Annotated in this window: 12 protein-coding genes; all 12 read right to left on the bottom strand. The window is 72.1% G+C overall.

Features of this window, described 5'->3' with window-relative positions:
- Positions 1–204: 204 nt before the first annotated feature.
- The 12 genes from E4P39_RS10060 to E4P39_RS10005 all read right to left on the bottom strand — a co-directional run bounded on the left by E4P39_RS10060 (position 205) and on the right by E4P39_RS10005 (position 12,818).
- Positions 205–642 (bottom strand): GNAT family N-acetyltransferase, encoded by a 438-nt coding sequence (locus tag E4P39_RS10060; protein ID WP_135136400.1) that lies wholly within the window; start codon positions 640–642, stop codon positions 205–207.
- The gene (locus tag E4P39_RS10055) at positions 639–1,421 is read right to left on the bottom strand and encodes a CPBP family intramembrane glutamic endopeptidase (RefSeq protein WP_135136399.1); all 783 of its coding nucleotides are present in this window, start codon (positions 1,419–1,421) and stop codon (positions 639–641) included. The genes E4P39_RS10060 and E4P39_RS10055 overlap by 4 nt, the downstream gene beginning before the upstream one ends.
- A 37-nt stretch (positions 1,422–1,458) precedes the next feature.
- Positions 1,459–2,406, bottom strand: coding sequence for an RluA family pseudouridine synthase (locus E4P39_RS10050; protein ID WP_135136398.1), 948 nt, complete (start codon positions 2,404–2,406; stop codon positions 1,459–1,461).
- Between the two features lie 46 nt (positions 2,407–2,452).
- Entirely contained in the window at positions 2,453–3,022 is a 570-nt protein-coding gene (lspA, locus tag E4P39_RS10045; protein ID WP_245159749.1) for a signal peptidase II, read from the bottom strand.
- Between the two features lie 134 nt (positions 3,023–3,156).
- The gene (locus tag E4P39_RS10040; protein WP_135136397.1) at positions 3,157–4,518 is read right to left on the bottom strand and encodes a GH32 C-terminal domain-containing protein; all 1,362 of its coding nucleotides are present in this window, start codon (positions 4,516–4,518) and stop codon (positions 3,157–3,159) included.
- Entirely contained in the window at positions 4,518–5,846 is a 1,329-nt protein-coding gene (locus E4P39_RS10035; protein WP_135136396.1) for a glycoside hydrolase family 36 protein, read from the bottom strand. Before E4P39_RS10035 ends, E4P39_RS10040 begins: the two co-directional genes overlap by 1 nt.
- 54 nt (positions 5,847–5,900) lie before the next feature.
- Entirely contained in the window at positions 5,901–6,836 is a 936-nt protein-coding gene (locus E4P39_RS10030; RefSeq protein WP_135136395.1) for a carbohydrate ABC transporter permease, read from the bottom strand.
- Entirely contained in the window at positions 6,833–7,816 is a 984-nt protein-coding gene (locus E4P39_RS10025) for a sugar ABC transporter permease (RefSeq protein ID WP_135136394.1), read from the bottom strand. Before E4P39_RS10025 ends, E4P39_RS10030 begins: the two co-directional genes overlap by 4 nt.
- A gap of 86 nt (positions 7,817–7,902) precedes the next feature.
- Entirely contained in the window at positions 7,903–9,213 is a 1,311-nt protein-coding gene (locus E4P39_RS10020; RefSeq protein ID WP_135136393.1) for an ABC transporter substrate-binding protein, read from the bottom strand.
- 109 nt (positions 9,214–9,322) lie between these two features.
- Positions 9,323–10,471: a sn-glycerol-3-phosphate ABC transporter ATP-binding protein UgpC gene (gene ugpC / locus E4P39_RS10015; RefSeq protein WP_135136392.1), complete on the bottom strand. Its 1,149-nt coding sequence runs from the start codon at positions 10,469–10,471 to the stop codon at positions 9,323–9,325.
- Between the two features lie 191 nt (positions 10,472–10,662).
- Positions 10,663–11,301, bottom strand: coding sequence for a hypothetical protein (locus tag E4P39_RS10010; RefSeq protein WP_135136391.1), 639 nt, complete (start codon positions 11,299–11,301; stop codon positions 10,663–10,665).
- Positions 11,302–11,306: 5 nt separating this feature from the next.
- Positions 11,307–12,818, bottom strand: a complete 1,512-nt coding sequence (locus tag E4P39_RS10005) for a potassium/proton antiporter (protein WP_135136390.1) — start codon at positions 12,816–12,818, stop codon at positions 11,307–11,309.
- Between the last annotated feature and the right edge of the window lie 171 nt (positions 12,819–12,989).

Genomic DNA, 12,989 nt, shown 5'->3' with positions numbered 1-12,989 from the left:
GACCGGCGGGCGTGTGCGGGTACGACTGTGCGGTCTCGGGTGCCGGTGGACCGGCTCCCCAATCCTCGCACTGAGAGGTGTGTAGTCCGAGGGTCTGACAGAACGTGTCTCGTCACAGCCGGACCGATCCGTCACACCCTGCCCACTGGCGCGGTCCCGCCTCCGCGACCACGTCCCCGGTACGCAGGGAGAGGGCGGCATCCGCTACTCGGGCAGGCTGCGCCGCATGGTGATGTGCGCGATACCGGCCTCCTCGTACACCTCGCCGACCGCGGCGTAGCCGGCCCGTTCGTAGAACCCCCGGGCCGTCAGCTGTGCGTGCAGCTCGACGTCGGCCACCCCGCGCAGGACCGCCTGGCGGTGCAGCTCCGCCAGGACGGCTGCCGCGTGCCCCCGCCCGCGGGCGGCGGCGTCGGTCGCCATCCGGCCGATCGCTGCGGTCCGCCCGGAGGCGAGGAGCCGCCCGGTGGCCACCACGCGGCCGGCGGCGTCCCGGCTCAGCACGTGCACGGCGGTGGCGTCCGCCGCGTCCTGCTCGATCTCGGCCGGCACGCCCTGCTCGGCCACGAAGACCCGCGTCCGGAGGGCAGCCACCTCCGGCAGGTCCGCCGCTGTCGCGACCACCGCCGTGGGGGCGCTCACCCGGACACCCGTCCGACCGGCAGGACACGCGAGGGTACGAGCAGGAAGCGCAGGTCGATCAGCGCGTGGAGCAGGACCGGCAGGAGCAGCGAGCCGGTCTGCAGGTACACGGCGGCCATGATCCCCCCGAGCACGCCGGTGGTCGTGATGCCGACCCACCCCTGGTAGGCGTGCGCCAGTCCGAAGGCCAGCGCGGCGACCCCGACGAGGACCCCGGTCGACCACCCTTCGCCCACGGCGGCGGCGACGGCCAGGAAGAAGCCGCGGTAGAGCCACTCCTCGCAGATCCCCGCGGTGACGCCGACGACGGTGAACAACCGCCGCTCCCCCGCGGTCCGGGGCAGCAGCGCGAGCGTGGCGTGCGCGGCCGGCTCGCTGTGCCGCCCCTCACCCGGCCGTCGCACCGGCTCGGCCGCCTCGAGCAGCGCGCCGCCGCGCAGCGCCCGCGTGGACACCACGACGAAGACCAGGACGAGCAGAACCACCACGGAGGTCACGGGCCCGGGCCACTGCACCGGCCAGACGAGGCCCACCTGGCCGGCGTCCACCCCCGGGGCGGACAGCCAGATGACGAGCGCCAGCACCGCCAGCCCCCACTCGAGCACCAGCAGCCGGCGGTAGAACGAGCGCCGGGCCTGGGGATCGGACCGCAGCCGGCCCTCGAAGCGCCGGTGCAGGACGTGCCCGACGACCGGCTCGCCGAGGATCAGGTAGGCCGCGACGACGACGGCCGCCAGCGCTGCCGGACCGAAGTCGGCGAGCGAGCCCGGCAGGCTCATGGCCGGGCTCGCAGGCTCGCCCTCGGGGGCCGCATGGTCAGGTCTCGGCGCGGAGCACGGTCAGCGCGCCGGCGAGGTCGGGCGGGTACTCGCTGGTGAACTCGACCCAGCGGCCGTCGGCCGGATGGGGGAAGCCCAGCCGGACGGCGTGCAACCACTGCCGGTCCACGCGCAGCCGCGCCGCGAGCGTCGGGTCCGCGCCGTACATCGTGTCGCCGACGCAGGGATGGCGCAGGGCGGAGAAGTGCACGCGGATCTGATGCGTGCGGCCGGTCTCGAGCCGGATGTCGACGAGGCTCGCGGCGGGAAAGGCCTCCATCACCTCGTAGTGGGTGATGGACGGCCGGCCGCCGCTGACCACCGCGAACCGCCAGTCGTGGCGGGGGTGGCGGTCGATCGGGGCGTCGATGGTGCCCCGGGACGGATCGGGATGGCCCTGGACGAGCGCGTGGTAGCCCTTGGCGACGGTGCGTTCCTTGAAGGCCGCCTTGAGCGCGGTGTAGGCCCGTTCGCTCTTGGCCACCGCCATGACACCGGTGGTCGCGGCGTCCAGCCGGTGCACGACGCCCCGCCGCTCCTCGGCCCCCGACGTGGAGATGCGGTACCCCGCCGCGGCCAGCCCGCCGATCACGGTCGGGCCGTCCCAGCCGGGGCTCGGGTGCGCCGCGACGCCCACGGGCTTGTCCACCACGACCAGGTCGTCGTCGTCGTACAGGACGTGCAGGCCCTCGACGACGCGCGGCGCCGTCGGCTCCCGCGGCGGCGGGGGCAGCTCGACCTCCAGCCAGCTGCCACTGGTGAGCCGATCGCCCTTCCCGCGCACCCGGCCGTCGACGACGACGTTGCCGGCGTCGGCGACCTCGGCGGCCACGGTCCGCGTCAGCCCGAACAGCCGGGACAGCGCCTGGTCGACCCGCTGGCCCTCGAGCCCGTCGGGCACCGGGAGGGCGCGGTGCAGGCTCGCGGAGCTGGTCACGTCGCCCATTGTGACGGGCGGGTGCGACGGCGGCGCGCAGCCGGCAGGCGCACGGTCAGCCGGGCCCCGCCCGGCCGTCTCCCGTCGTCGCACCGGCGGCGTCCTCGGGGCCGCCCCGGGACCCGTCGAACTCCACGCCCCGCAGCGCCAGGAAGGCGCCCAGGAAGCCGCCGCAGACGATGGCGGAATCGGCCACGTTGAAGACCGGCCAGACCCGTCCGTCCGGCGCCAGCACCGACAGGAAGTCGACCACTCCCCCGCGCAGGAAGCCCGGATCGCGGAACACCCGGTCGATCAGGTTGCCCAGGGCACCGCCGAGGACGAGACCGAGCGCGACCGCCCAGCCGGTCGAGTACATGCGGCGCGCCGCCCGCACGATGACGACGGCCACGACCACGGCGATCATGCTGAAGAGGACCGTCGCACCCTCGGCGAAGGAGAAGGCGGCGCCCATGTTCCGCAGCTGCGTGAGGTAGAGCAGACCACCCAGGACACGGATGTCCTCGCCCGGTTCGACGGTCGCGACCACGATGACCTTGGTGATCAGGTCGCAGAGCAGGATGCCCGCGGCAAGGAGGAGCAGCAGGCGCGTCCGCGGCCGTCTGCCGGCGAGGCGGTCGTCCACCGCATCAGGATGCTCGGACAGGACGCGCTCCTCGCCTCGGCGGGCGCCCCGGCGGGCCCCAGCAGGACCTGACGATAGTCGCGCGCGGACCACCGGCAGATCTCCTCCGCCCATCGGGCACGGCGCGCGGCGGTTCAGCCGGTCGCCGGCGCCATCCCGTGGATCACCAGCCGGTGCAGCTCCGCGCCCGCCGCCCCGGCCGAGACGGCCAGGGTGAGCTCGCCTCCCGGCGGGCGGAGCCGCGCCGCGGCAACTCCACCTCCGCCGAAGACCTCCACCACGCCGGCGTCCACGAGCAGCCGCAATGACAGTCCGCCGTCGGCCTCCGGGTGCAGGGGCGTCCGCGCATCCGGTCGGCCGGGCACCGTGAGCCGGAGCTCGGCGGCGTCCGGGTCGGCGACGAGCGTGAGCAGCCGTCCGCCCGCCTCGTCGAGCGTGAGGACCAGCGGTCCGCCCGCCGGGTCGGCCCGCAGGTCGACGTCCGCATGGGCGGCCAGCGGCCCGACCACCACGGCGGCCCCCGCGAGGGACGCCGGACCGAGCGCGGCCTGCACCTCGGTGCGCAGCGACTCGACGTCGGGATGCGGCGCGACGGTGACCCGGTCCCCCTCGCGCGCCAGCAGCCACGGGACCGACAGCGCCCCCGCCCGGACGCCGTCGCCGGCATCGGCCTCCTGCACCCAGGAGAGCGCGCACCGCCGGCCCCGGGAGTCGGCGAAGGCGGTCGTGGCGTAGAAGGGGTCGGTGGCGAGCCACTGCCAGGACCGGGGAGCGAACCGGCGGCCGTCGTAGTCGCCGAGGGCGCAGGCCACTCCCCCGGGCACCTCGTCCCAGACGGAGACGATCAGCGCCCAGGCGCCGTCGAGCCGGAAGAGCTGGGGGCACTCCCAGACCGTGCCGCCCGGTCCCGGCAGGTTCGGCTCCGGCTCGGCGAGCACGCCGTCCGCCCGCCACGTCCGCAGGTCGGGCGACGAGTACTGCAGCACCGACGGGCGCCCGTCGGTGCTGCCGGCGCCGACGGCCATCCGCCACTCGTCGCCGTCCCGCCAGACGAAGGGGTCGCGGACGTGGGCGAGCCCCCGGCCCGGTTCCGGCGCGGGGAGCACCGGCCCGGCCGGGTCGCGGGTCCAGCGCCGCCACTCCGCATCGCCCTCGGCCAGGGCGATCCGGCCCATTCCCGGGGCGTCGGCCAGCACGCTGGTGTAGACGATCACCGGCCGGCCCTCGTCCACCACGACCGAGCCCGACCAGCAGCCGGTCTCGTCCGGCCCCGGTTCGAGCGCGGTGCGCGGATCCCGCCAGCGGACCAGGTCCGGCGAGGTCGCCTGCCCCCACCGGATCGCCGGCGTCCAGAGGGGGGCCTCGGGGTTGAACTGGTAGAAGAGCTCGTACCGGCCACCCTCGGGACCGTCGTGCCAGGTCACGCCCAACGGGTCGTTGATCCAGCCGGCCGGCGCGGTGAAGTGGTAGGCGGGCCGACCGGGGTCGGTCGGCATCAGCGCACGAACGGCGTGGTCAGTCCTCCGCGCAGCAGCCGGCGGGTGGTCTCGAGCCCCCACTCGTCCAGTTCGCGGAGCCGGTCGCTGCTGGCGCGCAGACCGCTGCACTCCTCGACCACGGTCGCCCACTCCTCACGGCGCTCCACGTGCGGTCCGGCGACCAGACAGTCGGCGTCGTTGACCCAGAACCGGCCGTGCTGCCATGCCCGCCCTCGGCTGTTCTGCGCCGCGGCCCGCTGGGAGGGCTGCGAGAGGTCGCCGTCGAGCGGCTCGAAGTGGTGGCCGATGTCCGGGCCGATCCGCATCGCGTCGACGAGGCCCACGCTGGGCAGGATCGGCGCGCCGCACCCCAGCAGGTAGGCGTCCGGACCGATCGCCTCGCGGATGACGCGCAGGCCGTGCCGGTACGCCTCGACGCCTGTGACGTCCGCGGCCCGGCCACCCTCCATCGCCCCGGCGTAGATGAAGTCGATCTTGAAGTAGTCGATGCCCAGGTTCCGGAAGGTGCCGAACACCTCGCGGAGGTACTCCTCGGCTCCGGGCCGGGTGACGTCGAGGGCCGCGAGCTGCTGGTCCGGCCATCCCGTGCCCGGGCTCGCGTCCCGGACCAGCCAGTCGGGATGCTCCCGGGCGAGCACCGAACGCTCGCCCACCAGGAACGGCGCCACCCAGATACCGGCGCGCCGGCCGGCCCCGCGGATGTGGTCGACGATGGCACCGAGCGAGGCGAACCGCTCGGACAGCAGCAGCCAGTCGCCGATCTCCGCCTGGTAGCCGTCGTCGATCTGGACCACGTCGATCTCGAGGTCCAGCTCCGAGATGGCGCTCAGGTTCTCCTCGATGTCGCCCTGGGTCACGTGCTCGAAGTAGTGGTACCAGGAGCACCACGCGGTGGGCGGGGGCCGCAGCGGGCCGACGCCCTCGGCGGCGGCGAAGCCGTCGGCCCAGCGGGCGAGAGCGGTGTCGAGGCCCGTTCCCGCATCGGAGACGGCGACGTCGATCTCCCCGTCGGCGCTCACGGTGATCCGGTCGCCGGAGACCTCCGCCCGGATCGACGGGATCGGCCCCGCGGCCGAGCGGGCGGCGAACACGCGCACGCCCTCTCCCGTCCCCGGGTCGACGGCGAGCAGGCCCTCCCCCCAGAAGGCGTCCTCCGGAGCGGTGCGCTCGGGCCGGTAGTTCCCGATCCGGCGCAGGTCGCTCACCGGACGGAACGGTCGCGAATCGAGCCGGTAGGCCGTAGTGGGGCTCCACGACTGCCAGCCGTGCTCGTACACCCGGGCGCGCTCGCGGTCCACGGCGACGGTGGCGACGACGTCAGCCATCGTGCCGTGGACCGTCCTGCGAACGCCGGTGGGAAGGACCCGGCACGGCCGCCGTCAGCCCTTGACCGCGCCGGCGGTCATGCCGCGGACGAAGTACCGCTGCAGGGACAGGAACACCAGGATCGGGACGATCATGGTGAAGAGCCCGCCCGCGGTGAGCAGCTGCCACCCCTGCCCCTGCTGACCGAGCAGCTGGACGAGGGCGATCGTCAACGGCTGGTTGTTCCCGGGTCCGACGAAGACCAGCGCGTTGAGCAGGTCGTTCCACACCCAGAGGAACTGGAAGATCGCGAACGACGCGAGCACCGGCGTCGACATGGGCAGGATCAGCTTCCAGAAGGTCTGGAAATGGCTGGCCCCGTCGATCTTCGCCGACTCGATCACTTCCCTGGGCAGCGTGGCCATGTAGTTGCGGATGATGTACACCGCCAGGGGCATGCCGAACCCGACGTGGGCCAGCCAGACGGCGGGGAACGTGCCGTTCATCCCCAGCGTCCCGTAGATCTTCAGCAGCGGGACGAGCGCCACCTGGGTGGGCACCACGAGCAGGCCGACGATGACGATCAGCAGCAGGTCGCGGCCGGGGAACTGCATGAAGGTGAACGCGTAGGCGGCGAACGCGGCGATCAGGATCGGGATGATCGTCGCCGGGATGGTGATCGCCAGACTGTTGACGAACGCCTCTCCCATGTTTGCCCGGGTGAAGACCTCGCTGTAGTTCTCGAAGGTCAGCCGGGTGAAGTTGGCCGGCGTGGTGAAGATCGTCCACCAGCCCGACGTGGTCGCATCCTCCTGACCGCGGAAGGACGTGATCGCCAGGCCGAACGTCGGGACCACCCAGGCGATGCAGATCAGCGCGAGGACGATCCGGACCCACAGCGGCGACTTGCCCACCTCGGCGACCCCACGACGGCGCCCCGCCTTGCCCGCGTACGGCGTCTCCTTGGGGAGCTGGACCGGCGTGGGCGTGACCGCCTGCGTTCCGCTCATCGGGCGGCCTCCTCGGCACGGAACTGACGGACCTGGAACACCAGGACCGGGATCATGATGATGAGCAGCATGACGACGATCGCCGCGGCGTAGCCGGCGTTGTTGTTCGTGAACAGCTGGTTGAAGAAGTCGACGGCGATGACGTTGGTGTTGAAGTTGCCGTTGGTCATCACGTAGACGATGTCGAAGGTCTTCAGCACGCCGATCAGGACGGTGATGAAGACGGTGATCAGCGTCGTCCGGATCTGCGGGATCACGATCCGGAAGAAGATCGCGCCCTCACCGGCGCCGTCCAGGCGGGCCGCCTCGAGGGTCTCCGTCGGCACGCCCTTGATCGCGGCCGAGAGGAGGACCATCGCGAAACCGGCCTGCAACCAGAGCAGCATGACCATGAGCAGCAGGCTGTTGAACCGGAAACCCGAGATCTGCAGCCAGTTCACCGGCTCCCCGCCGAAGCCGGTGACGATCCCGTTGAGCAACCCGATCTGGTCCTGCGTGGGCGGGTTGCTGGCGTAGACGAACCGCCAGATGGCGCCGGCGCTCACCGCCCCGATCGCCATCGGGAGGAAGATCAGCGTTTTCGAGAACTTCTCGCCCTTCGGCTTGAGCCGGTCGGCGAGGGTCGCGATCAGCAGGCCGAGGATGATCGCCCCCGCCGGGACGATCAGGATCCAGAGGAACGTGTTGAACAGCGTGTTCTGGAAGCCCGAGGAGCCGAGCAGGTTGATGTAGTTGTCGAACCCGACGAACTCGGTGCTGCGCGCATTGGCGAAGCTGTAGACGAACGTCTGGATAGTCGGATAGATCAGGTAGAGGCCGATGGCCGCCAGCGCCGGCAGCAGGTACAGGTACGGCTTGACCCGGTCCTCCCACTTGCCCGGCAGGAGTTCGGCCAGCTTGTTGAGCAGGTAGTAGAGGACGATCGCGCCGGCCACGCCACCGAGGACGGCGAGCAGAGCGTTGAGGACCTTGATGGTCACGGGGAGCCTCCCGTCGGGGGCGGGCGAGGACGAGGGATCCGGGGTGCCGGGCGGCGAACCGCCCGGCACCCCGGCTACTGCTCAGCTCACTGCGGCCAGCTGGCCTCGATGTTGTCCAGGGCCGTCTTGGCGTCGGTGCCGCCGCTGATGTAGGCGGTCATCTCCCGCCAGAAGGAGCCCGAACCGACCTCGCCCGGCATCTGGTCGGAGCCGTCGAACACGAACTCGGTCGACGAGTAGGCGATGTCGCCGATGGACTTCATCACCTCGTTCGCGTACAGGCTGGTGTCGAAGTCGGTGCGTGCGGAGAACCACGTGCCGTTCTCGGCGTAGCCGTTCGTCCCGAACTCCGCCGAGGAGAGGAACTGGACGAGCTTCTGAGCGGACTCGTTCTCCTGGCTGAAGATGCCGGCCAGGTCGCCGCCGCCGAGCACCGGCTTGTCCTCCGCGGTCAGGCCCGGCATCGGGAAGACGCCGACCTGGTTGTCGATGTCCGCGATGACGTCGTCCGGGAAGTTGCCCGGCGTGGCCACGAAGTTGCCCTGCCGGTACATGTAGCAGCCCGGGGGCTCGTCGAACATCGGGTTGGCCGCGGTGTTGAAGTTGCTGCTGGCGATCGACTGCCGGCCACCGTTCGTCCGGCCCTCCTCCAGGAGCAACCCCTCCATCTGCTCCAGGACGTCGACCACCTGCGGGTCGTTGAACGGGATCTCGTGATTGACCCACTCGTTGTAGGTCTCGCTGCCGTAGTTGATCAGCATCAGGTTCTCGACCCAGTCCGTCGCCGGCCAGCCGGTGGCCGCCTCGGACTCGATGCCGAAGCACCAGGGCGTCGTGCCGGTGGCCGCGATGCCCTCGGTCAGCGCCTGCAGGTCCTCGAGGGTCGCCGGCGGCTCGGTGAGGCCCGCGGCCTCCGCAGCCCCCTTCGGGTAGAAGACGATGCTCTTGACGTTGATGCTCATCGGGACCGCGTACTGCGTCCCGTCCACCTGCCCGGTCTCCAGCGCACCCGGGATCATCGCGTCCAGGTCGGCCTGGTCCACGACGTCGGTGAGGTCGGCCAGCAGGCCCTCGCCGGCGAGGTCGGTCATGATGCCCGGCTGCGGGAAGAGCGCGACGTCCGGCGCGTCGTTGCCCTGCACGCGGGTGTTGATCAGCTGGTTGAAGTTGCCCGTCTGGGAGAACTCGACGGTGACGTCGTTCTCCGCGGCCCATGCCTCGACCTCGGCCTGGAAGCCCGCCTCCTGCTCGCCGGCGAAGGCGTACATGACCTCGATGGTGTTGCTGGTGTTGCCGCTGCCGCCGCCACCACCGCCGCCTTCGCTCAGGCAGCCGGCCGTCAGGACGGCGGCGGCGCCGAGCGTCGCGGTCGTGGTGAGAGTCGATCTGATGCGCATGTGCACTCCTTCGGACACTTGCTTGGTCGAGGGAACTCCCGGTCAGCAGACTCAGCTGACACCGGGGTGGACGTGTGGCTGGTCGGGGCCGGAGGCCGTGGACAGGTGGTCAGGCCTGGGAGACCCGGGAGGCTCCGCTGGTGACGCGTGCGGCGGCGTCACCGGAGACGCGGAGTCCGCTCCCGGCCGAGAACACGTGCGCCTCGTTCGGGTCGATCTGGATGTGGATGGTCTCGCCCTTCATGGGCGGCTTGCGGGCGTCCACGCGCAGGGTGATGAGCTTGTCGCCCTCCTTGGAGCGGGTCGTGTGCAGCGTGCCGTAGGCGAAGGCGTCCGAGCCGAGTTCCTCGACGACGACCACCTCGAACGGGAAGCCCTCGCCCTCGCCGACCAGCTTCACGCTCTCCGGCCGGAACCCGAGCGTCGCGCTCTTCGAGCCGTCGGCCGCCAGCGCCGACATCGTCTCCCGCGGGAGCGGGAACGACCGGCCGCCCAGGACCGCACCCTGACCGTCGAGGTCGACGTCGATCAGGTTCATCGCGGGGGAACCGATGAAGCCGGCGACGAAGACGTTGTCCGGACGGTCGTAGAGGTTGCGCGGGGTGTCGACCTGCATCAGGTAGCCGTCCTTGAGCACGCACACCCGGTCGCCCATGGTCATGGCCTCGACCTGGTCGTGGGTGACGTAGACGGTCGTCGTGCCGAGCCGGCGCTGCAGCGCGGCGATCTCGGTGCGGGTCTGCACGCGGAGCTTGGCGTCGAGGTTGGACAGCGGCTCGTCCATCAGGAACGCCTGCGGGCTGCGGACGATCGCCCGGCCCATCGCGACGCGCTGCCGCTGACCACCCGACAGCGCCTTCGGCTTGCGGTCGAGGTAGGTCTCGAGGTCGAGGATCTTCGCGGCGTCCTCGACGCGCTTGCGGATCTCGTCCTTCTTCATGCCGGAGATCTTCAGCGCGAAGCCCATGTTGTCGGCGACCGTCATGTGCGGGTAGAGCGCGTAGTTCTGGAAGACCATCGCGATGTCGCGGTCCTTCGGCGCGAGGTGCGTGACGTCCTTGTCCCCGATCCGGATCGCCCCGTCGGTCACGTTCTCCAGCCCGGCGAGGGCACGCAGGGATGTGGACTTGCCACATCCCGACGGGCCCACCAGGACGAGGAACTCACCGTCGGCGATGTCGAGGTTCAACGCGTTCACCGACGGCCGCTCGGCACCCGGGTACTGCACGGTCGCGTTCTCGTACGTGATGGCGGCCATGTGGCGTCCTCTCAGCTGTGCCTATTCACCGAGCACATGACCGCTCGCGACCGGCGGAAATCCGCTGGTCGTGGCGTCGCCCGGTGCGTCCTCCGGAACCATGGCACGCAGGTGTGAGGGACGCCACAGGAGTGGCCCCCCTGGGGGTTTCCGTTATGCAGCGGTGACCCGGACCGCCCGGACCCGGTCTCCTAGCCGTCGCCCGGGGAGCGCAGGACCGGCCCGGACAGCTCGTGGTCGCGCAGGTCCGGGCGCACCCCGCAGAGCGTCGCCGCGACGTCCAGGACCGGGGTGGCCGGCCGCAGTGCGACGGGCCGGGACGTCGAACCGCCGTCGTCCCGGCGGACCCCGATCTCGCCGTCCAGCGACGGTCGCGCCTCGCCGGCGCCCGGGACGCAGGTGAGCCGCACCGACAGCGGGATCTCGATCTGCTGCCCGGGTGCGACCGGCCGGGCACCGTCGTCCCGCATGCGCACCTGCACCCCGTCACCCGCGGCGGTCACCGACGTCACCGACACGGGGAGGGGGCCGTCGTTGCCGACCAGCACGAAGAAGCCCACCTCGCCTCCGGGCCGGTTCGTCGACGAGCTCCAGACGCCGACCGTCGCAGTCAGCTCGACGGCCTGCCGGAGCTCGCGCTCGGCCATCCAGTTCCGGACGAGGGCGACACCCCCGCCGAGCAGGACGAGGACGGCGAGCCCGACGACGAGCCGGCGGCCGCCGCGCGGCAGCGCCGCCCACCGGTCCGCCCACCAGGAGGGTTCCGTCCCGCCCTCGAACAGCTCGCCAGGGGTCAGGCCGGCGGCGGCCGGCTCGCCTTCGGTGCGCACGGCTCTCAGTCGAGCTCGGTCGCAGAGCCGGTCTCGCCGCGCCAGCTGGCCAGTCGCCCCGCCCGGCTGACCGCGCGCAGCCGCCGCTCGGCCTCGGGGCGCGACCGCCGGGCAGACACCAGGAGCGCCTGGTCGCCGCGCATGAAGCGGGTCGTGTGGTCGGGGACGAAGGAGCGCCCGTCCCGGACGATCAGCACCACGGCGGCGTCCGCCGGCAGGCGCAGCTCCGGCAGGTACACGCCGTGCAGCCGGGACCGGGGAGGCACGGTCATCTGCATCAGGTCGGCGTCGAGCTCGTCCAGAGTCGTGGACTCCACCGCGACGTCGCGCGGCGTCAGCGGAGTGGCGATCCCCAGGCGGCGGGCGACCCACGGGAGCGACCAGCCCTGCACCAGCGTGAAGACGACGACGAGCACGAACACCGTGTCGAAGACGAACGCCGCCCCCGGCACCTGCGCGGTCAGCGGGAAGGTCGCCAGCACGATGGGAACCGCCCCCCGGAGGCCCGCCCAGGAGATGAAGATCTGCTGGGCCCACGGGAACCGGAACCAGACCAGGCTCACCACCACCGACAGCGGGCGGGCCACCAGCAGCAGCGCGCCCCCGACGAGCAACGCCGGGCCGACCGCGTCGTCCAGCCGGCCGGGCGAGACCAGCAGCCCCAGCAGCACGAACAAGCCGATCTGGGCCAGCGAGGCCATGCCCTCGGCGAAGCCGATCGACGCCGACCGGTGCGGCAGCTTGGCGTTCCCGAGGACGAGGCCGCACAGGTAGACGGCGACGAAGCCCGAGGTGTGCAGCAGATCGGCCGAGGAGAACGCGAGCACGCAGAGGGCGAGGGTGGCCAGGGGGTAGAAGCCCGACAGCGGCAGCGCCGAGCGACGCAGCAGCTGGACCCCGCCGAAGCCGATGAGCAGGCCGACGATCGTGCCCCCCAGCAACTCCCCCACGATCTCCAGGGCGGTCACCCACCAGGCGTGCGTCTCGCCGCCGGTGAGCTGCTCGGCCAGGACCGCGACGAGGAGGATGGCGGGGGCGTCGTTGAGCCCGCTCTCCGCCTCCAGCGACGCCGCCATGCGACGCGGTAGGGGCAGCCGGCGGAGCGTGGCAAAGACGGCCGCGGCGTCCGTCGAGCTGATGACCGCCGCGAGCAGCAGGGCGTACCCCCAGCTGAACTCGAGCAGCCAGACCGTGATGGCCGCGGTCACCCCGACGCTGACCACGACGCCGACGGTCGCGAGGGTCAGGCCGGGCCCGACGGCCCGGCGCACGTCGCCCCAGCGGGTGGTCAGGCCACCTTCGGCGAGGATCACCACGAGGGCCGCCACGCCGAGGGTCTGCGTGAGCGAGAAGTCCTCGAACTGGACTCCGGCGCCCCCCTCGCCGAGGGCGATGCCCAGTGCGAGGTACAGCAGCAGGCTGGGCAGGCCGGCCCGGTCGGCGACCCGGAGGGCGATCGCCGCCACGAGGACGACCATCGCGCCGATCGCGAGGGCCACGGTGACGTCGGTGTTCACCGGGCTCCCCTCATGGGAGTCAGTCTTTCCTACGGCGCCGGCTCAGGCTCGGAGCGCCTGGCCGCCCGGCCGGAACCCCGCCGCCGGCGGCCCGGCGGGGCGCGGGCGGGCGGTCGACCCGTGCCCCGCCGGAGGCGTCGGGTTCCCCACCGGAGGTGTGTTTGGCGGCTC

Origin of the sequence: Blastococcus sp. CT_GayMR19 (assembly GCF_004570385.1) — a bacterium.
GTDB lineage: Bacteria > Actinomycetota > Actinomycetes > Mycobacteriales > Geodermatophilaceae > Blastococcus_B.
The sequence above is the reverse complement of the archived record's forward strand: the minus strand, read 5'-3'. Positions and strand labels throughout refer to the sequence as shown.